This window comes from Pseudoalteromonas sp. Cn5-37 (genome assembly GCF_021532495.1).
GTDB lineage: Bacteria > Pseudomonadota > Gammaproteobacteria > Enterobacterales > Alteromonadaceae > Pseudoalteromonas > Pseudoalteromonas simplex.
In genome coordinates this window covers 35,888-61,127 of sequence record NZ_JAKGBA010000009.1, presented here as the reverse complement: position 1 = coordinate 61,127, position 25,240 = coordinate 35,888, and the positions used below count along the sequence as shown (strand labels likewise).

Sequence of the window (25,240 nt, the reverse complement as noted above, 5' to 3'; positions counted from 1 at the left end):
ACTTCCTAATCTAGAGTGCGAAGTTAACTAACAAAAAGGCGCAGCTCAAGCTGCGCCTTTTACATCATAGGCTTTGGTGAGGGCCAAACACCTCGTAGTGAATGCGTTCACTTGCAACCCCAATACTTAGTAGTTGCTCTTTTATCATTGCCATAAATGCGATTGGGCCACACAGGTAAAAGTCACCTTTGCTTATTGGTAAGCTTTCAGCGATGTGGTTTACATCCATTAAGCCCGCAAAATCGCCCCCCTTGCCATCTTTAAACCAGGTAACACAATGTAATGAAGCGTGCGCTTGCTGTTGCTTAAATAAATACTCTTTAAAGGCAAACTGCGTCTCACTGTCGCAAGCATGCAGGTAATGGATTGACTGGTTAGGTTGATTACTTAATAGTGTTTCTAGCATCGCCATCATTGGGGTTTGACCAACACCCGCAGAAATCAATACAACAGGCGAGTCGATTTCGCGAAGCACAAAGTCGCCTGCAGGTGGGTAAATTTCTACCTCATCCCCCTCAGTTAAGCTGTGTAGGTAGTTAGATACCAAGCCTTCTTCTTTCACGCTAATTCGGTAACTGTGGCCATTACTTTGCTGCGATAAAGAGTATTGCCTAACTTGCGTTAAATCACTGTTTGCTGGCGTTACTTTAATTCCTAAATATTGGCCCGGTAAATACGCCACAACAGGCTTTGCATCGGCAGGCGTTAATATGAAACTGCAAATTTGCGATGACTCCATACGTTTTTCTGTAATTGTGAAAGTACGAGTACCAAACCAACCTCCCGCTGCCTTTTTGGTTTTTTGATATAGCGACATCTCCTCATTGATACATACATCCGCTAATAATGAATAGGCTTCACGCCATGCATACTCGACCTCAGGAGTAAATTGTTCTGGCAATAACTCTTTTAAAGTCGCAATCAGATGTCCACCAACAATAGGATAATGCTCTGGCAAAATATGGTAACTGGTGTGTTTATGATTAATGCGCGCAAGCGCACCTTTTAACACTGCCAAGTTATCAATATTTGCCGCGTAGGCAGCTAAGGCATTAAATAGCGCAAATTGCTGAGAGCCCGATTGCTGATGCGTCATATTAAAAATATTTTTAAGCTCTGGGTTGTAGCTAAACATACGATCATAAAAATACTCAGTCACTTGAGGGCCTGCTTGTGCAAGCAACGGCAAAGTACTTTTAACAATCTGGATCGTTTTTTCAGATAACATAGTTTTTCCTATTGGAGAGATTAACCGCGGCGACCATCAACACGACGATTCACTAAGATGGGCGCACAATGAAATAAAAATAAGCTAAAGCCAGCAACCCACAGCAACGCACTTAACTGCCATGCAAGGTGATGACCTAAATAAACGGGAAGTAACGAACGTACAATGGCAGCTATCAAAATGAGTACAAATGCCAAACTAATGTACGCAGGGGCTTGTAATGCGCGCCCAGTGTGACCATGAGAGACACGTACCATCATGGCGATGATCATCACACCTATGGTGCCAACAGTGATCAGATGAAGCGCATCTTTGAATAAGATAATTGGGATGAAATAGCTCAGCGCGACGAGTATTAAACCAACCGATAAAGCCCAATAAGCCACATGTAATGACCATAGCAAAGGCACTTTTAGAATGCCTTTATGCCACCACAAAACACACCGGGCTGAATGTAAACAAGCAAGCCAAGCAAAAACCCAACCGGTGCTCATTGCGCTAAAAAATAGCTGACTCATAAAAAACCACGCAATGGCGAAAAATGAGCTAAATACGACTAATTTATCGAGCTTGGGGGTTCTAACTTGTTCACTTAGGTTAAGGCCGCGCGCGGTAAAAAATGGCACAACTCGCCCAGCCACAACACCAACTAGCAGTGTCATGATAAGTACAGCGGTATCAACAACCCCCAGTGCCAGCGACATTTTATTAAGTACAACTAAGCTCAAAAAAATCACATTGAGCGCACAGAGCAAAGATGCGATGACAACAAATAAGTAGTTATGGCTGCTTTTTGCCTGTATCAGCATGTCAGCTAGAATAATAATTCCAGCTAGCCACCAAACGAGTTGTAGCGCACTAACAATATAAAGGTTTAGCTGCTCGAACCCTGCAATCTCAATAAAAAAACTAAACCTTGCAGCAAGCCAAATCATGCTAAGCAAACAAAGCTTAATACCACTTACACTCGCCACACCTGTCCATGTTTGTGCGGCGGTTAGCAAAAAGCCCATGGCAACCACGCCTGCAAAGCCAAACAGCATTTCGTGAGCATGCCAAAGCGTTGCGGGCATTGTTAGGTGCCACTGTGCATAGCCCGCCAAGATTAAAAACCAGTAACTCATAGCAAATACAGCTAAGGCACCTGCCGCCAAGAAAAAAGGCCGAAATGCTAATGCCCATAACGGCCACTGGCTGAGTTGATAAAATTTGATCTTAGTTGGCATAGGTTCAGTTAAATTAATGACTTTCATTCGTGCTCTCAGCGTTTAATTTCCCCAGCTATTGCACAGTTCAAGCCAAAAATAAAAACCATTAAATATCAATGCATTAAATTTGGACACTTGATAAATAAGTCAAAATGACACACCATTAAAAGCATCAATAAAACACATTCAGGTCAAATTGACATGATGCTCAAAAAATCCCTTCTTGATGTTGCACTAGCACTTACCAAAGCAAGCAGTGTTGATCATAATTTCAGTTATCTGTTGAGTTGCATTAATGATTGGCTTGAATGTGATGCAGTTGCCTTATTATTGAAACAAGGCGATGTGTTAAAGCCCGTAGCCCTTCATGGGTTGTCGGACGATACGTTAGGAAGACGCTTTAAAATAGCGGAGCATCCGCGCTTATTTGAAATATGCCGTGGCAGTGAACCGCTAAAATTTGCCAAAGACTGTGGCCTACCCGACCCCTACGATGGTTTATTACAAAGCCAGCATGGCGACTTTCCTGTTCATGCCTGCATGGGCGTGCCGCTGCTGAGTAGCAAAGATAACAACGAACTATTGGGTGTTTTGACCTTTGATAGTTTAGATGAACATGCCTTTGACGCTTTAGCAATGAACGAGCTCAATCAACTAAAACAGCTAGCTGCAGGCTATGTTGAGCATGCCCTAACCTTGCAGCATTTTATGCAACACGCACAGCACAGCCATCAAGTTGCGCAGCAGCTTAACCTTGAGGCACTAACACGAGAAGGTGTCGAAATTATTGGTAATAGCCAAGCAATGCAGACCCTTAAAAATGATATTCAGCTGGTGGCTGCCTCAGAATTTAGCGTTTTAATACAAGGTGATACAGGCGTCGGTAAAGAACTCGTTGCGCGCAATATCCATTTAAACTCAAAACGCCGTGACATGCCGTTGATCCACTTAAACTGCGCATCGTTACCAGAGAACTTAGCCGAAAGTGAATTTTTTGGTCACAGTAAAGGCGCATTTACTGGCGCACATACTGCTCGCCAGGGTAAGTTTCAACTCGCCGATGGCGGCACGCTATTTTTAGATGAAATCGGCGAACTTCCGCTTGCCATGCAAAGTAAGTTATTGCGTGTATTACAAAGTGGTGAAGTACAAACGGTGGGGGAAGATCAAAGCCGTTATGTTGATGTCAGAGTGATTGCAGCAACCAATCGCGATTTAAAACAAGAAGTCGCTGCGGGGCGCTTTCGTGCAGATCTTTATCACCGATTAAGCGTTTACCCATTGCATGTTGCACCACTAAAAGAGCGCGATAACGATGTTATTTTATTAGCAGGCTTTTTTATTGAGCAAACATCTAAAAAACTGGCAATTAAGCAACTTAAGCTTAGTAGCGATACACAATTACTACTGCGTCAATATGATTGGCCAGGCAATGTGAGAGAGCTTGAACATGTGATCAGTCGCGCAGCACTCAAAGCCAAACAACAGCAATGGCAACAAAGCATTGTCACAATCGAGCCTGAACATTGTGATATTGCTAAAACCGCCGTTGCCGCACCAAGCCCTATTGCAGTTAACGAACAAAAAGCCACTCGCTTATCGCTGAAAGAGGCAACTGACGCTTTTAGTTATCAATTGATTATGCAACAACTTGAACTACATAACCTAAACTGGGCTGCCACAGCACGTAGCTTAAGTGTTGATAGAGCCAACCTTGTGCGCCTAGCCAAACGGCTAGGCATTAGCGTTAAAAAGTCTGTTTAAGCTTTTAAATCTTTAAAATAGGCTTTTAAAAGCTGACTAAATGCTTGGACTTTGGCTGTGCGATGCACCAAGTGATGCGTTACCAGCCAAAGATCCGTTGGCCAGTTTAGCTCTTTAGGAAGCACTGGCAGCAGTTCAGGGTATTGGCTTGCCACTTCATGCTGTAAACCACCAATTCCTAAGCCCCTCACAATCGCCCGTGTAGCTTCTGATGTTTCAGACACCCGTAGCTTAATTTGCGAAGGTTCAATGTGTTGATCAACCCATGCAAAATAAGGCACTTTACCGTTATAGCCAGCCACCCCAGAGACAAAACTATGCTGCTGCAACTGCTCAATATTCTTTGGCATGCCATACTTTTCAATATAACTTTTAGAGGCATAAAACCCTGACGAAAGTTCAGCTAAATGCTGGGCAATATAGTCGCCTTCATCAGGCCGAGGACCTGCTCGCACGGCAATGTGTGCCTGACCGTGATCAAGACGTAAGCGGTTTTGATCAAGAATAACTTCGAGCTGCACTTGCGGGTGCAGGCTTTGAAACTGTTCGCAGACATCACTAAGCACATCAATAAAACCACTGACCGTAGTTAATAATAAACTGCCTCGCAGTTGGCTATCAGCGGCAATAATATCGTTGTGAAGTTTTTCAAGTTCAGCGTTAATCGATTTTGCAGTCGCAAACAACTTAGCGCCAATTTCTGTCACTGTATAGCCACGGGCATGACGGTGGAATAACCGCGCATCAAGGTTATCTTCTAAATTGTTGATTCTTCTAAGCACTGTGCTGTGATGAACACCTAACGATTCAGCAGCAGCGGTTAACGTACCGAGCCTTGCCACCTCATAAGCAACTTTTACATCTTGCCAATCATCAAATTGAATCGCCATAACGGCTCCTTGTGTGCATATACGCACATAAGTTTTGCGTTTATTTGGCTTTTCTGCAAGCTGTTTTTTGCTACAGTGAGTATATCAACAGTGAAGCTTAAAAAAGGAAGCCATCATGACAGCACCAAAAATTATTGCCCTAGCAGGCAGCCTACGTAAAGACAGCTTTAATCAAAAACTGATTAATGAAGCTGCACGCTTCGCCCTCGAAAGTGGTGCTGAAGTAGAAGTGATTAAATTAAGTGATTTAGACTTACCTTTATTTGACGAAGATATTGAAGCGCAAGGTACACCTGCTGGCGCACAATTATTAAAAGATAAGCTTCGCGCTGCTGATGGCATTTTATTAGCAAGCCCAGAATATAATGGCTCAATTACAGCGCCACTTAAAAACGCAATCGATTGGGCTTCTCGTACAGAGCAAGGCGCAGTACCCGCATTTCGTAATAAAGTCACAGCACTTTATGCATCTTCACCAGGTGGTTTAGGCGGCTTACGTGGTTTAAATCACGTACGTGATATTTTATCGGGTATTGGTAGTTTAGTGCTTGCAGATCAACTTGCAGTGCCTGCTATCCACAGCAAATTAGATGAGCAAGGCCGCATCAGCGATGCTGATACAGCCGATAAAGTTGCCAGCCTTGCCCAGCAACTTGTGAGCGTAGCGAGCAAATTAAATAAATAATTGCTAGCCTAGTTTTATCGCTACTAACTTAGTTTTGTCGCTGCTAACTTAGCAGCGATAAAATCTTCATGGGTTACATACAATAAACTTGCGACACGGCGAATAACCATTTCTTCATGCTTATCTAAATTGCCATCTGCGTAGGCTAAACGCCACAACAGCTCGATGATATCAATACGCTGCTCGGCGCTGCACTGGGCATTAATTTGCTTTGAAAACTGAAAATAATCTATTGCATCATCTAGGCTTTGCGATGCACTTGCAACTAACTCTTGAACCTCTTCCTCGTTAAGCGAGAAATACTTCTTTAAGGTCTCATTCAGGGTCTGTTGCTCATCATCTTGTAACTCATTATCTGCACGCATAACCTCAATCAATAACGCAGCAACGGCGGTTTTTAGGTCATGCTCAGTAATGCTAGATTGGGTATCATTCAGCGCTGAAAACAGCTGTTTTATTTTATTGAGCATCACATTTTCCCTTTTTGGGTGTTAGACTACATGTAAGACGTAACGTTACCTTAGTTTGACTATGGATGCTAATTCAGGTTCAACATCACGATGAAACAAGGTATTAATCACATGGAGTTAAGTGTTTATGAGTGAACTGAGAAGTACACAAGCACTATTAATTAGCGCCGTTTTAATGTTAGCGGGGTGCAGTAATGCACAAGCAGCAAAAGGCGAAACCGAAAAGCTCTATGACTTCGACGAAAAAGTCCATTACTACCAAACTAAATTGGCCGACGGCCGCTACCACCTCGAAATTCAGTCTGACGACTACAAGCACTTTCGCAATCAAAGCGTATTCTTACTGCGCCATGCAAGTCGCTTATGTAGAGACAAACCTTTTATGCTAAGAGTGACTGATGGGGTGCAGGAGTATGAACGTTTTCCAACTAAACCACGCGCCTATCAGCCACCTTTAACGGTTGTTTTACAGTGTGAAGACGAAGCTAAATAGTACTAGTCTTCATATCCCCACGGCGCGCTTGGCGGCGTGATAGGTTTTGTTAAGTCAAAATCAACGCGAAACTCACGTCCTTCACGCACTAAGCGATACGTAAATTGCTTTGGATAAATATACATTTGCCACGTGTTACCCATTGATTGGGGAATACCTTGACTCACAAACAACTCTTTTGAATACTGATCAGCCGGGAACGACTGTGCGTTAGCAAAACCCGCATCAAGAGTATGCCCACCATACATGGTTGATTTATCATCGCTGCCATCTTTATGGCGATGGTCATGCTTTAAACTAAGTCCACTGCCCGTTTTTGTGATGATCCAAGTACGAGATGCATCATCCCCTACATGAAATGGCACTTGTAACTCACGCTCGTTACAACGACGTACATGCATTACTAACTTTTTGCCCACAAATGAGCTCGGGCCAGCTGCGTTATCAACGCTCACTTTACCTTCGTAAGCTTTACCGCAATGGGCAGCGATATTATCAAAAAAGCCATCATGGCTTGGAATTGACACTAACGGTGCAGGTCGTGCAGCCGCTACTGATGATGCTGCCAAGAGCATCGATGCCACTAAGTATTTCATGGTGTGTTCCCTAAATAAAATTTCAGCCTAGCCTAATAGCTTAATAGCCATAAAGAAAACAATTACGATAAGCTGCTAGACAGCGAGTCGTCATCATGCTTTTACAACTAATATGTTGTCATTTTCAGCGCGAACTTTCATTAGCTTGAGAAGTGCTCGGTGAAAGTCCTGAAAGATCACCTCCCCCCATACTCGTGAATAAATGCCAAAGTTAGTGTTATCAAGTACCGTCGTTTTAAGGCTTAACAGCGTTTGATTATTACCACTTGTAACTAACTCATAACCGCCATGTAGCGGCGAAAAATATTCACCACCTAATTTCACATGCTGATCAAGTGCATGATCAGGAATTAACTCTGGGTCAATCTCAAAGTTATATAGCATTTTCTCATTCGGCAGCCACTCGCTTATTACCTCTTTAAATACAACATTTTTCTGCCACTGGCTGGTTCTAATTGCACCTACCCCATCACCACTCATATCAGCTCGAATTGGCCTAGGAATACCAATTAATTGCGAAAATGAACTTGGATATTCGCCCTCATGAATTTGGCTAACATTAGCTAATTGTTGCCACACAACATCAACAGGCGCATTGATAACAATTGTATTTTTAACTTCGTAAGTTTTCGATAAGTGTAAAAAGTTGAGCTCTAAAGAAGAAAGGATCAACGGCAACAAAGCTACCGACATCACCGCTTTGTTGCTTTTCTTTTCCCAAAGGCGATGACATAGCCCTGCTAACATACCGCCAATACTAGCAAAAAACATAAATGCAGGGAGAGCCATTGCAACGCAGATACTTCCTTCTAAAAGAGTTACTACGCTGACAAATAAGAACACAAAAATAGGTTGCCAAGCGACTACCGCCATTCTTCCATATGTCATCGGCGATAGTTGATTGTACTCAAAATGTACCCGTATAAACCCAATAGCCACAGGCACTAAAAACATAAACGAAATAGTAACAAGGCTACCGAAATTAAAGGTTCCGCTAATTTCAAGAAAGATGCGCATGCTGATGCCATAAAACACACCCATCAAGATGCCGATAGATTTAGGAGAAAGAGGCCACATAGTTATTTGTTGTTTTCGTTATCTTACCAACCAAATTAACAACTTTATTTTTTAGAAACAAATAAAAACGCGGCCTTGGCCGCGTTTCAATATCTATAGTTATTGATTTAATGGTACTGCTGAATTAAATCGAATATAAGCTTTTAACTCTGGAGATTCTCCACTTCCACATATCTGTGTAAGATTTACAGCTAATTTTTGAATTTCATCATTAGAACTTTCTTCTAATTCAAATATTTCAAAATGTCCATAAAGCGTATTGCACCCTCTATGCATACCAGAAAGCTCTAATCCTGCTGCCGAATCATCTTGAAAAGGGTAGCGAGTAGCATTTAAATATTCGCCAACAGACAAGCTTGAATCACGAGGGCTTTCAGGTTTATATTCCAATAACTTTCATCATTATAAAAAGAGAACTGCAAATGGGATTGATCATTTGAATCACGAGATACAGAAAAATCCCCCGTTGTCAGCGTCTCTACTACCTTCTCACCTTGGCTAACGTAATCACCTTCAATACCATCAATAAAAAGATATGTTCCTGAGTAAGGTAAGTACTGCAAAATTATCCTTTCTTTTGCAACATCACCTAGATCATTAGTCATCACCACTTCAATGGTTATATCTGACTCAACTCCTTCTGGTAAGCTAAAACTTGTAGAAACTGCATTTTCGTCATCAAATTCTATACCAGCATTATATAAATCAACCCACTTATAAGATTGAGCTTGGCCTTCATTGAAAGTACTACCTACAACACTCAGCGTAGGATAATGATTGTCTTGATAAAAATAGCTAGAACTTGTTAGATTAGGAATAATACTATCAGTAGTTTTTATATCCAAATCTATCCAGCTATACTCTTGTCCTGTAATACTTGTAATACCCGAAACATGTAACTCATAGATTGTATCAGCTTTTAATGGCTGTTCTGGATAAATATTAATTAATGCACCATTAACCTCAACTCTAGCTGGAATATTAATATACTTATACCCTAATGGAGTTTGAAAATATGCACTGGCAGAGGTATCAGCAGCTACAGGTCTTGAAAAAATTAACGTTACTGGACCATCTAACTGAACAGAATTATTATTAACACTTCCAGTATCAAGCACATGCTCAAAGTTATCTGCCCGAAATGTTTTGATATTGTTAAATATATTAAACGAAGACATAGCTGAAACGAGGTAGCTGGACCAATAAATTTGACGCTGCTCTTCACTATAGCTAACGTTTAGCTTTTCAGAATCTGAAACAAAATTACTAGCAAGTTGAACTGACTCTTTTGCTGAGCTAATTTTGATAGAGCCTTTATGCGGATACTCCATAAAGTACCCATACCATGCATCTTCTTGAGAGAAACTATACTCACCATTTAAATTTGTATCATTAACAGTACCATTGATATCTATAGTGTAAGTCGCTGTATTAAAGTCGATTACTTTTTCAATGTTCAATTCTTTAATATTGACGTAATAAAAAGCTTCTTCGTAGCTAAATGGCTTTAAAGATATACCTTGGAGTTTTTCATCTGCTGCTATAGCTATAGTTCGAACGCTAGGTGAATATGAAAAGTGAGTAGAGTAGCTTCCCTTAAACGTCATCAACTCATTATATGAGTAAACACTTTCCAGTATTTCAATATCACTGTTGTTGACGTTAAACTCAATAATACCGTTTTGCAGGTCAGCCTCTAAAATCGTAACTACTCTGAGACCACTTAAGGTATTCCGGTAATAATCAGAACAATCCTGGAAAGATTCCTGTAATACATCCCCTACAGAAATAGTGCTAGAATCATCATTATCCAAATATGAAAGAGTATATAACCCTCCATTTTCACATACTTTATCGAGGTCGATATTTTTTCGTTCAAGCTTTGCTAACAAGTGATTACTAATAGTTTGTGCTTCATCGAGAAGTACGTTTTGCAATAGCAAAACTGTTTTAGCTGCATCTAAAGGTTGTTTCCAAACATTAATGCGATGCTTTACATTAATTGTATGCTCAGCCTTAAATTCTTTACCTTCATAGTATACGTATAACCTGTATTTAAAAGCAGTATCTTCAACCACATCTAATGATTCTACTTTTAATATCGCCTTATCACTTACTATGCTGTTTTCTGAATCAAGCCATTGAAATGAGACATCAGTATCACTTTTGTTTATATTTGCTTGCAGCGTAAACCCGTCATCCTCCGATACACTTACAGGGCCATCTATTGAAACTGTTAATGGCTGCTCATTGGGAGCGTCTGAGTCACTTCCACCACCGCCACATCCAACCATCATTAAAGCAGCGACTAGAAGCGCTCCAAAATTCCTTTTTAACTTGTAACTCACGCAATTCACCTTACTTTTATTGTTTGTAGATTGTAGATTGTACCCATAAAACTAAATATTGTAATTTTAATTAATGCACCACAAATAAAAACGCGGCCTTGGCCGCGTTTAGGTTCACATGGAAAAACAGGTTATTGCCAAGGGCGTTCTGCTGCAAGTTGCTGCTCAAAGGCATCAATTTGGCTGTTAAGTGTTTCAGTCACACCGATAAAGTCCAAGCCACTTAATAAACGCTCTTTGATGTCATGGCGAATATCAAAGTGAATAGTGTCAAACTTATCGCTACGAAGTTGTTGGTTTTCTAAATCAACTTCGATATTAATATCATCATGCTGTTCACTCAGTACAAATAATTGCTCAAGTGTTTCTGCAGGTAATGCGATAGCAAGCATTTGGTTATTGCCGCAGTTATTAAAGAAAATATCAGCAAAGCTTTCCGCTAAGATCACTTCAAAACCATATTGCTTTAATGCCCATGGCGCATGCTCACGCGATGAACCACAACCAAAATTGTCGCGAGTTAAAAGAATTTGCGCACCTTGGTAACAAGGGCGGTTCAAAATAAACTCAGGGTTTGGCTCGCCGTTATCTAAATAACGCCAATCGTAAAAAAGCGCCGCATCAAAGCCATCACGGCTGGTCGAAGTTAAAAACTGCTTTGGAATAATTTGGTCAGTATCAACATTGTTTTTATCTAACGGGGCCATTAAGCCACTAAAAAATACACTCATTAGGCTTCTCCTCTGATATCAACAAAACGACCATGAATTGCCGCTGCCGCAGCCATTGCAGGGCTCACTAAGTGAGTGCGGCCACCGCGACCTTGGCGACCTTCAAAGTTACGATTTGATGTAGAAGCACAGCGTTTACCTGCTTCTAATCTGTCGTCATTCATTGCTAAGCACATTGAACAACCTGGCTCACGCCATTCAAAGCCAGCTGCTTTAAAGATATCTGCAAGACCTTCGTCTTCGGCTTGTTTTTTAACAAGACCTGAGCCTGGAACAATCAGCGCTTCAACACCCGCTGCAACCTGCTTACCTTCAACAATTTGCGCAGCAGCACGTAAATCTTCAATTCGGCTATTTGTACATGAGCCAATAAATACGGTATCAACAGTCGCAGAAGACAATTTATCACCGGCTTTTAAACCCATATATTTTAGTGCGCTACGGATTGCATCAGCTTTGATTAGGTCTGGTTCTTGCTCAGGATCAGGAATGAATTCATCTACGCCAATCACTTGCTCAGGGCTGGTACCCCACGTAATTTGCGGTTGAATATCAGCAGCCTCTAATTCAACAACATGATCAAACTCTGCGCCTTCATCAGTTTTTAGTGTTTGCCAGTAGGCAACGGCACTATCAAAGTCAGCACCTTGTGGTGCAAATGGGCGACCTTTTAAATAATCATAAGTTGTTTGATCTGGTGCGATTAAACCCGCTTTTGCGCCCATTTCAATACTCATATTACAAAGCGTCATACGCGCTTCCATAGACAGCGCTTCGATCCCTTCACCACAAAACTCAGCAACATAGCCAGTACCACCCGCAGTGCCTAATTTACCGATCACTGCCATGATTAAATCTTTGGCAGTAACGGTTGGACGTAGGCGACCATTTATTTGAATTTTTAATGACTTGGCTTTTTTCTGCTGCAGTGTTTGAGTCGCTAGAACATGCTCAACTTCTGAAGTACCAATACCGTGCGCTAGTGCACCAAATGCACCATGTGTAGAGGTATGGCTGTCACCACACACTATGGTTGTGCCCGGTAAGGTAATGCCCTGCTCAGGCCCCATTACATGCACAATACCTTGATTAATCGAATTTAAATCATAAAGTTGAATACCAAACTCTTTACAGTTTGCATCCAGTGCCATTAATTGATTTTTTGACACTTCACTCGCAGCATCTAATGAGCGACTTTTTGTTGAAACATTATGGTCCATAGTCGCAAAGGTTTTTTCTGGGCAACGTACTTTGCGGTTTTTCTCACGTAAACCCGCAAAGGCTTGCGGCGATGTAACTTCATGAACTAGGTGACGGTCGATATAAAGTAAATCGGTTTGATCATTTATGCTGGCGACTACATGAGCTTGCCAAATTTTATCGTATAAGGTTTGGGCCACTTGCTATTCCCTCATTTTAGTTACGCTGAGTGACGAGCTCAGCGCAAACAATTTTAATTAAATACGTGCCACAATTGCCGCAGCAACATCACTGGTGGTGTACCCTGCATTTGGGTAGATATCTGGCGTACCAACACCGGCTTCAACCGCTTCTGCCACCGCTTTTTCAATCGTACGAGCCGCTTCATCTTGACCTAGTGAGTAGCGCAACATAAGCGCAGCACTTAAAATTTGTGCGATTGGGTTTGCAACCCCTTTACCCGCGATATCAGGTGCTGAGCCACCAGCTGGCTCATACAAACCAAAGCCAGACTGATTTAAACTCGCTGATGGTAATAAGCCCATAGAGCCGGTGATCATCGCGCACTCATCAGACAGAATGTCGCCAAATAAGTTATCGCAAAGTAATACATCAAACTGACTTGGCTGTTTAACTAACTGCATTGCCGCGTTATCAACATAAATGTAGTCAAGGCTTACCTCTGGGTAGTCTTTGCTCACTTCAGAGACCACTTCACGCCAAAGTACGCTGGTCGCCAACACATTCGCTTTATCAACCGAGGTAACATGATTACTACGCAGCTTAGCGGCTTCAAATGCAAAGCGTGCGATGCGCTCAATTTCTTTACGTGAGTATGTTTGGGTATCGAAAGCAGCTTCTTGCTCCCCTTCGCCACTGCGGCCTTTTTCACCGAAATAAATACCACCGGTTAACTCGCGCACACATAAGATGTCAAAGCCTTGTGCACTGATATCTGCACGCAGCGGTGATGCAGCACTTAGTGCTGGTAATAATTGTGCTGGGCGTAAATTACAGAACAAACCAAAATGCTTGCGCAGTGGCAACAGTGAAGCTCGCTCTGGTTGCTCGTTCGGTGGTAAGTTTTCCCACTTAGGACCACCTACCGAGCCAAATAAAATCGCATCGGCATTTTCACAAGCACTCAATGTACTTTGCGGCAGTGCCTGACCAAACTCATCAATGGCAGCACCACCAATCGCGTGGTGATGACGAGTCAAAGTAAAACCAAATTTTTCGCTTACAGCATCCAAGACGGTTTCTGCTGCTGCCATAACTTCTGGACCAATCCCGTCGCCTGCTAATACTGCGATACTGTAATTCGATTGACTCATCCTGCTTTCCTCTGTTGTTTTAAATCAGACACTTTTTGTGCACGATAAATTAAGTTATAAACGCGGATCATAGCGCGTACCGACGCTTCTACCACATCCGCTGCAATGCCCGCGCCGTGATATGGGCGACCATCGTATTTAGCGATAATATTCACTTGTCCTAGCGAGCTGGCGCCTTGGCCTGTTGCTTCTAGATTATATTCAATCATCTCAACCGACATACCCGTTAAGCGCTCAATTGCTAAGAATGATGCTTCGACAGGGCCGTTACCCGTTGCTGCCTCTTGCTTAGACTCGCCATCAATTGTCATGCCGATTGTTGAGCTCGCCACTGATTGTGAGTTAGACGTAGAGTTAACAAACTCAAGTTGGTACTTCTCGTCTTTATCTTTGATTTGATTAAAGTAAATCATCGCTTCTAAGTCGTAGTCATACACAGTGCCTTTTTGGTCTGCTAATGCTAAGAAGCTGGTGTATAAGCTATCCATATCGTAATCAGATTTTTGATAGCCTAACTCTTCTAAACGATGCTCAATAACATGACGACCTGAACGCGAAGTCATGTTTAATTGGTTATTAGGTACACCGACACTTTCTGGCGACATTATTTCGTAAGTGTTTTGGGCTTTTAATACGCCGTCTTGGTGGATCCCTGAGCTGTGTGCAAAGGCATTTTCACCAACAATTGCTTTGTTTGGTTGTACTGGCATATTACAAATCTTCGCGACTTGACGCGAAGCACGGTAAATTTCTTCACTACGAATATCGGTATGCACTTTTAAGTGGTCTTCACGCATCTTCATGATCATCGCCACTTCTTCAAGCGAACAGTTACCTGCGCGCTCACCAATACCATTAATCGTACATTCGATTTGGCGAGCACCGGCTTGTACTGCAGCGATTGAGTTAGCAACCGCTAAACCTAAATCGTTATGGCAATGTACGCTTAAACGAGCCTTGTCGATATTTGGCACATTGTTCATTAAGTGATGGATCATCGCAGCATATTCGTCTGGCGTTACATAGCCAACAGTGTCAGGTAAGTTGATAGTTGATGCACCCGCATCAATAGCTTTTTCAACGATGCGGCATAAATCCCAATGCGGTGTACGACCAGCATCTTCACACGAAAACTCAACGTCATCGGTGTAGTTACGTGCAAGTTGAATCGACTTAACAGCCATTGCCGTTGCATCGTCTAAGCTCATACGTAATTTGTGCTCAAGGTGTAATGGGCTGGTTGCAATAAATGTATGAATACGGCCCTGCTCTGCCGAGCGAAGCGCTTCACCACATGCTTCAATATCTTTTGCTACAGCACGTGCTAAGCCACAAATAATCGGCCCTTTCACTTCAGTCGCAATGCGCTGTACAGAGCGAAAATCTGCTGGGCTAGATACCGGAAAACCCACTTCCATTACATCCACATTTAAGCGGCTAATGGTATGCGCAAGTTGAATTTTGTCGTCTTCGGTTAGGCTTGCTTTTAATGCTTGCTCACCATCACGTAACGTTGTGTCAAAAATCCAAACCTTATCTTTCATAAACTGTCCTCGTTCCCAATGACCCATTAGCGAGATAAAAAAAACCCCGCGGTTGCGGGGTTTTTTAATGTTCTACAAATGCAAATACACTAAGCCCCGCTCACTGATTTAAGCAGTAAGAGGTTTAGTTTTAATGTAATTGAATGTGTAATTTGCATCTTAATTTACTAAATGTGTGTTCAGTGGCTGTATTTTTAACATTCAAAAAACCAGCTTGCAAGCATAATTTTTCCACAAAATCGATTTTTAAATCGCGTTAATGAAATTAAAAATCCATAAAAACACGCTTTAAAGGTTAATTAAACCCAATTGAATGCATTGAACGTTTAAAGTTTCGGAAGGTAAAGCTTCTATTGCTTAGATTAACTTTTAAATGTGATAGTTATCACATACACATAAAGTAACAGTACGAGGAAAAAATCTAATTATTTAGTGAGGTGCTCTAAAAACATCATTGATTCTCGCGCCATTGCGCTTGCCCTGAGCCAAGTTCATGTAATACACGGCCTGTGAACCCTGCTGAAGGTGTATTTGATATCCACACTTTTATTTCACCGGTCTCACCCATACCAATAATTAAATAAGGTTTTACATCGTTAAAAACTTTACCTGTGTGCGCAGTGAATGGGGGTAAGTTTTTAGCTAATTTATATCCCGCCTTATCTATGGCCACTTCACCGTAATAAATTCTATTTTCTGATTTATCGAGCCACTCAACCGCCACTTTTTCGGGGAATTTTTGCCCATAAACACCGGCCATTGCACCTGCCGTAGCTCGGCAACACGACATTGCACCTGCAGGGACACTCCACCGCCCATCAAATTCTATTAATGTCGCAAAAATATCATTACCTTCATCAGTTGAGCCAGATACGACCATGTAATCTATTTTTCCCGTTGTCGAGCAACCTACCAGTAACAAAGCACATGCAATTGAGATAAGTGGTTTTATAAACTTGTCCATCGTTGCCAAGTGCATTTTTATTTATTCTCACGCCATTGCGCTTGCCCTGAGCCTAGTTCATGTAATACACGATCAGTTCTATTTCTTCCCGAGGGCGCATTGGATAGCCAAAAGTTGATTTCGCCTGTCTCGCTCATTCCTATTATTAAATAAGGTATGATTTCTTTTGCTTTGCGCCCAGTGCTCACAACGGTGTATCTAGGTAAGTTTTTAGCTAATTTATATCCCGCCTTATCTATGGCCACTTCACCGTAATAAATTCTATTTTCTGATTTATCGAGCCATTCAACCGCCACTTTTTCTGGGAATTTTTGGTCGTATACACCAACTGTCGCTCTTGTTTCTCCATAACAGCAACCAATAGCCCCTGATGGTATGCCCCATGCATCATCAAATACCACTGAGCGCCCCCAAATAGCATTTCCACTCTCAGTGCCTACGCCCGCTACCATGTAATCTATTTTTCCCGTTGACGAGCAACCTACCAGTAACAAAGCACATGCAATTGAGATGAGTGGTTTTATAAGCTTTTCCATAGTCGGTTTTTATTTATTCTCGCGCCATTGCGCTTGCCCAGAGCCAAGTTCATGTAATACACGGCCAATTCTATTCCTTTCAGAGCGCGCATTAGTTAACCAAACCTTAATCTCGCCAGTTTCTCCCATACCAATAATCAAGTAGGGGGTTATATTTTTTTCTATCTCTTCTGTGCTTACCCATGAATATGCAGGTAAGTTTTTAGCTAATTTATATCCCGCTTTATCTATGGCCACTTCACCGTAGTAAATTCTATTTTCTGATTTATCGAGCCACTCAACCGCCACTTTTTCGGGGAATTTTTGCCCATAAACACCGGCCATTGCACCTGCCGTAGCTCGGCAACACGACATTGCACCTGCAGGGACACTCCACCGCCCATCAAATTCTATTAATGTCGCAAAAATATCATTACCTTCATCAGTTGAGCCAGATACGACCATGTAATCTATTTTTCCCGTTGTCGAGCAACCTACCAGTAACAAAGCACATGCAATTGAGATAAGTGGTTTTATAAACTTGTCCATCGTTGCCAAGTGCATTTTTATTTATTCTCACGCCATTGCGCTTGCCCTGAGCCAAGTTCATGTAATACTCGCCCTGTGAACCCTGCTGAAGGTGTATTTGATATCCACACTTTTATTTCACCTGTCTCACCCATGCCAATAATTAGATAGGGAAAAATCTCGTCCTCAACTTCACCTGTGTAATAACTAAAATTAGGTAAGTTTTTAGCTAATTTATACCCTGCCTTATCTATGGCCACTTCACCGTAATAAATTCTATTTTCTGATTTATCAAGCCACTCAACTACCACTTTTTCTGGGAATTTTTGGTCATATACACCACTTGTTTTGCCTGCACTTTCCCAACAACAACCGAGGCTTCCCATAGGAATCCCCCAATTATCATCAAAAGTAATTGCCTGCACCCAAATTTGGTTACCTTTTTCTGTTGCACCTCCTGCAACCATGTAATCTATTTTTCCCGTTGACGAGCAACCGGCTAAAAACAAAGCACATACAATTGAGATGAGTGGTTTTATAAACTTATCCATAGTCGCCAAGTGCATTTTTATTTATTCTCACGCCATTGCGCTTGCCCTGAGCCAAGTTCATGTAATACACGACCAACCCTATTCATTTCTGAGCTTGTATTTGATAACCAAACCTTAATCTCGCCAGTTGCTCCCATACCAATAATCAAGTAGGGGGTTATATTTGTTTCTATCTCTCCTGTGCTTACCCATGTATAAGTAGGTAAATTTTTAGCTAATTTATACCCTGCCTTATCTATAGCCACTTCACCGTAATAAATTCTATTTTCTGATTTATCAAGCCATTCAACCGCCACTTTTTCGGGGAACTTTTGGTCGTACAAACTGACTGTACCGCCAGCCTCAGCATAACAACACTCAACTGCCCCTGATGGTATGCCCCATGTATCATCAAATACCACTGAGCGCCCCCAAATAGCATTTCCATTCTCAGTGCCTACGCCTGCTACCATGTAATCTATTTTTCCCGTTGACGAGCAACCTGCTAAAAACAAAGCACATGCAATTGAGATGAGTGGTTTTATAAACTTGTCCATAGTCGGTTTTTATTTATTCTCGCGCCACTGCGCTTGCCCAGAGCCAAGTTCATGTAATACACGATCAGTTCTATTTCTTCCCGAGGGCGCATTGGATAGCCAAACGTTGATTTCACCTGTCTCGCTCATTCCTATTATTAAATAAGGTATGATTTCTTTTGCTTTGCGCCCAGTGCTCACAACGGTGTATCTAGGTAAGTTTTTAGCTAATTTATACCCTGCCTTATCTATAGCCACTTCACCGTAATAAATTCTATTTTCTGATTTATCGAGCCACTCAACCGCCACTTTTTCGGGGAACTTTTGGTCGTACAAACTGACTGTACCGCCAGCCTCAGCATAACAACACTCAACTGCCCCTGATGGTATGCCCCATGTATCATCAAATACCACCGAGCGCCCCCAAATAGCATTTCCACTCTCAGTGCCTACGCCTGCTACCATGTAATCTATTTTTTCCGTTGACGAGCAACCTACCAGTAACAAAGCACATGCAATTGAGATGAGTGGTTTTATAAACTTGTCCATAGTCGGTTTTTATTTATTCTCACGCCATTGCGCTTGCCCTGAGCCTAGTTCATGTAATACACGGCCTGTGAACCCTGCTGAAGGTGTATTTGATATCCACACTTTTATTTCACCTGTCTCACCCATGCCAATAATTAGGTAGGGAAAAATCTCGTCCTCAACTTCACCTGTGTAATAACTAAAATTAGGTAAGTTTTTAGCTAATTTATACCCTGCCTTATCTATGGCCACTTCACCGTAATAAATTCTATTTTCTGATTTATCAAGCCACTCAACTACCACTTTTTCTGGGAATTTTTGGTCGTATACACCACTTGTTTTGCCTGCACTTTCCCAACAACAACCGAGGCTTCCCATAGGAACCCCCCAACTATCATCAAAAGTAATTGCCTGCACCCAAATTTGGTTACCTTTTTCTGTTGCACCTCCTGCAACCATGTAATCTATTTTTCCCGTTGACGAGCAACCTGCCAAAAACAAAGCACATACAATTGAGATGAGTGATTTTATAAACTTGTCCATAGTCGGTATCCATTTATTAGTTGTGATTGCCATTGTGTGCTTGTTTCAGCTTGGCTTGGCTGGTTATAAAAAAGCTCGCGCTGTTGGTTTTGGGTGGTAAATTCTGCTTCTTCTTCGGGGCCGTGAGCTATCGCATCAATCGTTGCCGCGTATTTAACACTATGGTGAATGTAGTCTTTGTATAAAGCATGCCAGGCTTCACTTTGCGGGCCAAAACTGCGCGCTGTATCTACAAGCGATTTAAGCTCGCTTGGTAAAACATAAGGAAAAGCCTGACCATCGGCTTGCTTACGGTTGGCAAGCTCTGCTAGGTTTTGCAACGGCACCCCTTGATTTACAGCTGTTTCGTGCATTAGCGCTAGACTGTAATGCGGCAGAATATTGCTTAACTTCCGGCGCCAATACGGCCTATAGCTGGTGTAAATTGTATTTTCTGATTTATTCCAAATGCGCTTTGGTTGCCGATTTATTCTTGGCCGGCTTGCTTTAAATTGAATATTAATTGTTGGCCAATAATATTTTTGTTCAAGTGACTGTTTAAGCTGTACGAGTTCTTTGTCGTGCTCTGGCTCACCGGCTTGGCCCGCAATATAATGCCGAGGGTAAAGAATGCTCGTTTCAACGGGGCCGTAACCGCCACCAATATCTGAGTGCACACCTGGGAGCTCAATTTCTTTGTGGTTTTCTGATAGCTGCTTATTACTATTGAGTAATGAGCTAAGAGGAAATTTATCGCGCTTTTCATCAAACGCAGCTAAGTGCATCACATACCCGGCACTGCTGCTCGCTAAGTTTAAGTTAATGGGGTAGTCAAGTTCGTCATCGGCGTAAAACTCGCTGTGGTTGTTATCGCCATCGCCGCCAATAGATGCAACACTATCAAATAAGCCCACAAAACGAATAACAGGCTTAATGCCGCCCCAATAATTTGGCTTGTCTTGATATATTGCATTGACCTGATTAATAAACGCTCGCGCTTGGGCTGCACCTCGACTAAAACCAAACACATCAATTAAAGCGATGCTAATATGCTCAAAATTACTGTTCCTTATAAAACGGTTCAATGATATGAGTGATTTTTTTATGCGCTCATCAAAACTAAACGCCAAGCCCATATCTAATGTTGAATCGCTTTTATTCGCTTCAGTGCCAATCCCTTCAATGTAATAGGCGTCTATAAACTCATCTCCTCTCGGATATAACTCAAACAACTTTACAACATTCGTAGGCTCCTTGCTGTCTGTTGAGTCTTGTATGTCGTTAAAACGGTTATTACCTGTGCCATCAAAAAACACCCCAAAGCAAGGAGGTTCGGCAAGTAAGGTGAGTTCTACATGGCCTTTAGGTAAAATTTTATGCTGAAGTAGTTGCGGGCCGCCCTTACTACCAATATTAAATGACTTTACTGTGTTTGAATTAAAATAATCTGAAAATTGCTGCTCATTAACAAGAGTAAACTCGGCCTTACCAGCAACAATTGCTTTGAGTGTATAAGGTGTATCTTGCAACAGGTTATTAAAACGGTAGTGCTGCGCAGCTTGTTTTTCAACTACGACCTTGTTGCCTTGTGAAAATAGCTGTATTTCTACATCAACATCGCCCAGTACTTTTACAATAATATGCTTTGTTGTTGCACCCGCACCGGTATTAATAACAAGTGTATTAACAAGATTTACTGCCATTGGCATTGCTTGGCTCATTACTTATGCTCCGTATACGTCAACAAGACGACGTTTAGTAATTGGCCCTGCTATGCCATCAACTTGCAACTGCTGTGCAAGCTGAAAAGCTTTAACACCTGTTTGTGTTTTTGATCCATTAATTCCATCAACCTTCCCACAATCAAATCCAAGTAAATTGCAACGCCCTTGCACTCCTGACAAGGTTTCAATAGGGTCTAAGTGCCCAACTTGAATAGCAAAACTCTTTGTTGGTGTGGTGTCTTCGTCATTGAGATATAAATCTACTTGCCCCGTAAGCGTTTTATTTTCGGTGAGCTCTACTTCAATTAAACCATCTTCTGCTATGACGGTATCAATTGTTTGCCCTGCGATATTCAGTACAATGCGCTTTCCCGTAATTTGCTCGCCATTTTCGTAAGCTAGTTTTAAACGAAAGAATTCTTTTTCATCACGCACCATAAAAGAGTTTTTACTATCTGTTTTCAGTGGCATGAATTTTTCAACTTTTGCTGGAATAGCAATTACGTCGCCGGGGTAAATTTGGTTAGGATCAGGCCTTAAAGAACGAAACTCAGCATTAAGCGGATGCAAGTAAAGACCATTAGAGGTCCTAAACCCGTATTGACGAGCAATGCGCAGCAAGGTTTCGCCTTGCGACACAGTATGTTGTAAGGTCATAAATTATATCCTTATAAATTTATTCATTACGGGAAGGGCTGGCCACCTGCCAGTCTTTGTCATCTAACTCATGAAAACTTATTTTAGCGTTTTCAAAGTCAGGGCCTGATACGTGGGCATAACCCTTACTATCTAATACTCCACTGACTACATGCCCATTACGCAAGCGAATTTTATAGCCCATGTTTGCCTGTGGGTTACCTGCTTGATCAAGCAACTCAATTTCATATTCTTGTGTTGGTTGAAGCACTGTAAAAGAGGTGGTTTCCACAAGACCTGACGCAGTCACAGTGACAGCATAAACACCTGGCTTCACAACTAAATAATGCTGCCAAAACGATATTTCATCTGGGCGCTTTTTTTCTAATTGCAATGTAATTTGACCATTTGTAGGCCCTTGCCAAACTATATCTATACTGCGGCAATTACTGCAGGAGCCTTCTATATTTAATTTCCAACCATTGGGAACTATCAATCCAGTACCTACCGGTGCGGGCTTAGCACGACTAAACCCCAAATTGTAATCATAAATAAGGTTCGCATTTTTATAGCCTGTATATTGTTGAGCTAACATTTCTACCGTTTCAGATGCTTGGAGCACATGAGTTGTGAAATTTTGCCGAACTTGGTGAGATGCTTTTAACTCTACCTTACTATTTGCAACAGGCTTATAAAGAGCTAACGTAGGTTGAAATTGTTGAGTTGCTGTTGGGCGGATAACACGACGAGTATAAGTTATGTGTTGATCTATCCTGTTAGGTTGTCCCTCAAAGCCATTGCTATGTAATAGCCTAGCTTGTTGATCTCTTAAATCAGCTGATGTTGCATTGCTAGCAGCCTCTGAGCTATGGTTCTTTGAAATAGTAGCGCTTTTTGGGTATAGCGCAATTCGGCTATAAACATGGCGAAACTGACTGTAGGGAACTCGATTCCAACCATTTTGGTTAATCCAAAACTGGCAGCGTTTGTCATCTCGAAATTGTGAGACCTGATGAGCGTCTAATACGCCAAGCAGGTTATCTTGAATTTTCTTTTGCACACTTTTCGGTAGCGAGTATAACAAACTGCGGCTCAAGTCCCGAAAGCTTGGGCTATTTTTTACCGTTGTTTCTTCACTCTGTTCTAAAAAATGGGCATGAGTATTATTCACCGGATCCTTGGTGAGCATGTGCGTCCTCGCTATTTATTCATATTTTGAGGTAACTGAATAACGAAAAATCAGTTACTTAATTTGGCAGCGAACAATACATAAAACAGGAACAAAAATCCACCATGCTTTAGGCTGTTTTTTCTACATTACCTTTACTATCACGACCATACAAAGTGGCACCGCGAGCAATATAGCGTAATTGCCAGATCAAGCGTTCAACCAGTTCTTCACGTTGTGTCCCTTCAATATCGAGGGCTTCGGCACCGGCATTAAATACTAAAGTCACCATGGCTTCGGCTTGAATATATGCATGAGTTGGGTCGCACGGAGTTTCGCTTTCAAGGTAATGCGCAAGCTCTAAAATGAAATGTTTAATTTCACGAGCAACCGCAGCACGAAATGCTTTTGAAGTTCCTGAGCGCTCACGCAATAACAATCTAAATTGGTTGCTCGAGTTATCGATGAACTCCATAAAGGTCACGATTGATGTCGTGATCACACTACCGCCGCTCTCAATACGGCGACGCGCTTGGCGCATAAGTTGACGCAGTGTTAAACCAGCTTCATCAACCATGGTCAAACCAAGCTCATTCATGTCTTTAAAGTGGCGGTAAAAAGAGGTGGGGGCAATCCCTGCTTCACGGGCAACTTCACGTAAGCTTAAATTAGAAAAACTATGATCGGCACTCAATTGATTGAATGCAGCCTCGATTAGTGCTTGTCGTGTTTTTTGTTTCTGTTGCGCTCTAACACCCGACATGGAAACTCCCAGCGTGAACTTTTAATGATTTTTCGGTTAATGAGCTAGTCTAATACTTGACGCGGAGAGAATGAAACACTATTTTAGCGTACAACTGTACGCCGAGATTTATTCAGATGAAAAAACCACCGATTATTTGGACCAATGTGCTATTTTTTAGCCTTACATTTTTGGCCGCGATCACCCTTGTTCCTTGGTATGGCTTTAGCTACGGATACACCAGTACACAGTGGATAGCCTTTGTTGGCTGTATGTTCTACGCCGGACTTTCTATTACTGCAGGTTATCACCGCTTGTGGGCACACAAAGCCTATGATGTGCATCCTGTTATTGAAGTAATTTTTGCCTTAGGTGGTGCTTTTGCATTACAAAATAGTGCCTTGCACTGGAGTAGCGATCACCGTATTCACCATGGTCAAGTTGATGATCCAATCAAAGACCCTTACGCCGCTACTAATGGCTTTTGGTATAGCCACATCGGTTGGATGCTGCGCGATTATCAAGGCGAACAATACGGTAACTACAGTAACTGCCGAGACTTACAAAAAAACAAAGTCGTTATGTGGCAACACCGTCACTATATGAAGTTAGTCGTCGCGACTAATTTTGGTATTCCTTTACTACTTGGTTTAATGCTTGGCGATGTATGGGGCATGTTATTATTGGTTGGTTTACTGCGCTTAGTATTGAGCCAGCACTTTACCTTTTTTATCAACTCGCTGGCGCATATCTGGGGCTCACGTCCATACACAGAAAAAAACACCGCCCGTGATAATGGCTTTTTAGCGCTATTCACATACGGTGAAGGCTATCATAACTTCCATCACATTTTTGCTAGCGACTATCGCAATGGCATTAAGTGGTATCACTATGATCCAACTAAGTGGATGATCCGCTCTTTAGCGGCAATCGGTCTTGCTTCAAAATTAAAGCGCACACCGATTGAGCGAATCGAAAAAGCCAAGGCAGAAACCTTGATGAATAAGACTCAAGGTCGCCTTGCAAAATTGCCTTTAGCGCAAGATAAGCTTACATTATTACAATCTGAGTACGATTTACTGCTGAAAAAACTGCAACACTTCTGTGCCTTGCAAAAACGCGTGTTAGAAATCAAACGCAATAAAATGATGAAACAGTGTGAAAAATCAGCATTAATGACACAATATCACGAGCTTGAAGCCGCTTGGGAAAACCAAAAGCAGGCTTGGCTTGCACTAAATGCGAGGTTGTTAAAAGCCTCTTTTAGTTAACATAGGAG

General features: G+C 41.9%; 27 protein-coding genes. 4 read left to right on the top strand and 23 right to left on the bottom strand.

What is annotated here, in order from left to right; genetic code table 11:
* Window positions 1-64 precede the first annotated feature (64 nt).
* Both hmpA and L1266_RS12485 read right to left on the bottom strand, forming a co-directional pair.
* Complete coding sequence (gene hmpA, locus L1266_RS12490) at window positions 65-1,228, bottom strand: NO-inducible flavohemoprotein (RefSeq protein ID WP_235377639.1); 1,164 nt, start codon at window positions 1,226-1,228, stop codon at window positions 65-67.
* A gap of 20 nt (window positions 1,229-1,248) precedes the next feature.
* Window positions 1,249-2,481: an NnrS family protein gene (locus L1266_RS12485; protein ID WP_235377638.1), complete on the bottom strand. Its 1,233-nt coding sequence runs from the start codon at window positions 2,479-2,481 to the stop codon at window positions 1,249-1,251.
* Between the two features lie 156 nt (window positions 2,482-2,637).
* On the opposite strand from L1266_RS12485, the gene norR reads away from it, so the two are divergent.
* Window positions 2,638-4,200 (top strand): nitric oxide reductase transcriptional regulator NorR, encoded by a 1,563-nt coding sequence (gene norR / locus L1266_RS12480; RefSeq protein ID WP_235377637.1) that lies wholly within the window; start codon window positions 2,638-2,640, stop codon window positions 4,198-4,200.
* Here the strand turns inward: norR and L1266_RS12475 are convergent.
* The gene (locus L1266_RS12475) at window positions 4,197-5,090 is read right to left on the bottom strand and encodes a LysR family transcriptional regulator (protein ID WP_235373263.1); all 894 of its coding nucleotides are present in this window, start codon (window positions 5,088-5,090) and stop codon (window positions 4,197-4,199) included. The genes norR and L1266_RS12475 overlap by 4 nt on opposite strands.
* Window positions 5,091-5,205: 115 nt before the next feature.
* Between L1266_RS12475 and L1266_RS12470 the strand changes: the two genes are divergently transcribed.
* The gene (locus L1266_RS12470; RefSeq protein WP_235377636.1) at window positions 5,206-5,775 is read left to right on the top strand and encodes an NADPH-dependent FMN reductase; all 570 of its coding nucleotides are present in this window, start codon (window positions 5,206-5,208) and stop codon (window positions 5,773-5,775) included.
* Between the two features lie 23 nt (window positions 5,776-5,798).
* Here L1266_RS12470 and L1266_RS12465 read toward each other — a convergent pair whose 3' ends face one another.
* Window positions 5,799-6,245 (bottom strand): tellurite resistance TerB family protein, encoded by a 447-nt coding sequence (locus L1266_RS12465; protein WP_054554468.1) that lies wholly within the window; start codon window positions 6,243-6,245, stop codon window positions 5,799-5,801.
* Window positions 6,246-6,420: 175 nt separating this feature from the next.
* Here L1266_RS12465 and L1266_RS12460 point away from each other — a divergent pair, with 175 nt between their 5' ends.
* Window positions 6,421-6,738, top strand: a complete 318-nt coding sequence (locus L1266_RS12460) for a hypothetical protein (protein WP_251603649.1) — start codon at window positions 6,421-6,423, stop codon at window positions 6,736-6,738.
* Window positions 6,739-6,740: 2 nt separating this feature from the next.
* Here the strand turns inward: L1266_RS12460 and L1266_RS12455 are convergent, their stop codons facing one another.
* The 19 genes from L1266_RS12455 to fabR form a co-directional block, all read right to left on the bottom strand.
* Window positions 6,741-7,334, bottom strand: a complete 594-nt coding sequence (locus L1266_RS12455; RefSeq protein WP_166341157.1) for a hypothetical protein — start codon at window positions 7,332-7,334, stop codon at window positions 6,741-6,743.
* A 93-nt stretch (window positions 7,335-7,427) separates the two neighbouring features.
* Window positions 7,428-8,351 (bottom strand): hypothetical protein, encoded by a 924-nt coding sequence (locus L1266_RS12450; protein WP_328260331.1) that lies wholly within the window; start codon window positions 8,349-8,351, stop codon window positions 7,428-7,430.
* 159 nt (window positions 8,352-8,510) lie between these two features.
* Entirely contained in the window at window positions 8,511-8,765 is a 255-nt protein-coding gene (locus L1266_RS12445; RefSeq protein WP_235377634.1) for a hypothetical protein, read from the bottom strand.
* Window positions 8,744-10,759 (bottom strand): Ig-like domain-containing protein, encoded by a 2,016-nt coding sequence (locus tag L1266_RS12440; protein WP_235377633.1) that lies wholly within the window; start codon window positions 10,757-10,759, stop codon window positions 8,744-8,746. The genes L1266_RS12445 and L1266_RS12440 overlap by 22 nt, the downstream gene beginning before the upstream one ends.
* Before the next feature lie 131 nt (window positions 10,760-10,890).
* Complete coding sequence (gene leuD, locus L1266_RS12435; protein ID WP_054554473.1) at window positions 10,891-11,490, bottom strand: 3-isopropylmalate dehydratase small subunit; 600 nt, start codon at window positions 11,488-11,490, stop codon at window positions 10,891-10,893.
* Window positions 11,490-12,890 (bottom strand): 3-isopropylmalate dehydratase large subunit, encoded by a 1,401-nt coding sequence (gene leuC / locus L1266_RS12430; protein WP_054554474.1) that lies wholly within the window; start codon window positions 12,888-12,890, stop codon window positions 11,490-11,492. Before leuC ends, leuD begins: the two co-directional genes overlap by 1 nt.
* Before the next feature lie 57 nt (window positions 12,891-12,947).
* Complete coding sequence (gene leuB / locus L1266_RS12425) at window positions 12,948-14,024, bottom strand: 3-isopropylmalate dehydrogenase (RefSeq protein ID WP_054554475.1); 1,077 nt, start codon at window positions 14,022-14,024, stop codon at window positions 12,948-12,950.
* Window positions 14,021-15,568 (bottom strand): 2-isopropylmalate synthase, encoded by a 1,548-nt coding sequence (gene leuA / locus L1266_RS12420; RefSeq protein ID WP_235377632.1) that lies wholly within the window; start codon window positions 15,566-15,568, stop codon window positions 14,021-14,023. Before leuA ends, leuB begins: the two co-directional genes overlap by 4 nt.
* Window positions 15,569-16,019: 451 nt before the next feature.
* On the bottom strand, window positions 16,020-16,532 hold the full coding sequence (locus L1266_RS12415; protein WP_235377631.1) for a DUF2931 domain-containing protein: 513 nt from the start codon (window positions 16,530-16,532) through the stop codon (window positions 16,020-16,022).
* 17 nt (window positions 16,533-16,549) lie between these two features.
* On the bottom strand, window positions 16,550-17,068 hold the full coding sequence (locus L1266_RS12410) for a DUF2931 domain-containing protein (RefSeq protein ID WP_235377630.1): 519 nt from the start codon (window positions 17,066-17,068) through the stop codon (window positions 16,550-16,552).
* Window positions 17,069-17,077: 9 nt separating this feature from the next.
* Window positions 17,078-17,596, bottom strand: a complete 519-nt coding sequence (locus L1266_RS12405) for a DUF2931 family protein (protein WP_235377629.1) — start codon at window positions 17,594-17,596, stop codon at window positions 17,078-17,080.
* 17 nt (window positions 17,597-17,613) lie between these two features.
* The gene (locus L1266_RS12400) at window positions 17,614-18,126 is read right to left on the bottom strand and encodes a DUF2931 domain-containing protein (protein WP_235377628.1); all 513 of its coding nucleotides are present in this window, start codon (window positions 18,124-18,126) and stop codon (window positions 17,614-17,616) included.
* 17 nt (window positions 18,127-18,143) lie between these two features.
* Window positions 18,144-18,662, bottom strand: a complete 519-nt coding sequence (locus tag L1266_RS12395; protein WP_235377627.1) for a DUF2931 domain-containing protein — start codon at window positions 18,660-18,662, stop codon at window positions 18,144-18,146.
* A gap of 9 nt (window positions 18,663-18,671) precedes the next feature.
* Window positions 18,672-19,190, bottom strand: coding sequence for a DUF2931 domain-containing protein (locus L1266_RS12390; RefSeq protein WP_235377626.1), 519 nt, complete (start codon window positions 19,188-19,190; stop codon window positions 18,672-18,674).
* Between the two features lie 9 nt (window positions 19,191-19,199).
* Entirely contained in the window at window positions 19,200-19,712 is a 513-nt protein-coding gene (locus tag L1266_RS12385; RefSeq protein WP_054554478.1) for a DUF2931 family protein, read from the bottom strand.
* Window positions 19,697-21,412: a T6SS phospholipase effector Tle1-like catalytic domain-containing protein gene (locus tag L1266_RS12380; protein WP_235377625.1), complete on the bottom strand. Its 1,716-nt coding sequence runs from the start codon at window positions 21,410-21,412 to the stop codon at window positions 19,697-19,699. The genes L1266_RS12385 and L1266_RS12380 overlap by 16 nt, the downstream gene beginning before the upstream one ends.
* Window positions 21,413-21,415: 3 nt before the next feature.
* The gene (locus L1266_RS12375) at window positions 21,416-22,072 is read right to left on the bottom strand and encodes a PGRP and LysM peptidoglycan-binding domain-containing protein (RefSeq protein WP_235377624.1); all 657 of its coding nucleotides are present in this window, start codon (window positions 22,070-22,072) and stop codon (window positions 21,416-21,418) included.
* A gap of 19 nt (window positions 22,073-22,091) precedes the next feature.
* Window positions 22,092-23,240 carry a hypothetical protein gene (locus tag L1266_RS12370; RefSeq protein WP_235377623.1) on the bottom strand — a complete coding sequence of 383 codons (1,149 nt, stop codon included), beginning with the start codon at window positions 23,238-23,240 and terminating at the stop codon, window positions 22,092-22,094.
* A 109-nt stretch (window positions 23,241-23,349) separates the two neighbouring features.
* Window positions 23,350-23,982: an HTH-type transcriptional repressor FabR gene (gene fabR, locus L1266_RS12365; protein WP_166341163.1), complete on the bottom strand. Its 633-nt coding sequence runs from the start codon at window positions 23,980-23,982 to the stop codon at window positions 23,350-23,352.
* A gap of 116 nt (window positions 23,983-24,098) precedes the next feature.
* Between fabR and L1266_RS12360 the strand changes: the two genes are divergently transcribed.
* Window positions 24,099-25,232, top strand: coding sequence for an acyl-CoA desaturase (locus tag L1266_RS12360; protein ID WP_058586121.1), 1,134 nt, complete (start codon window positions 24,099-24,101; stop codon window positions 25,230-25,232).
* Window positions 25,233-25,240: the final 8 nt, after the last annotated feature.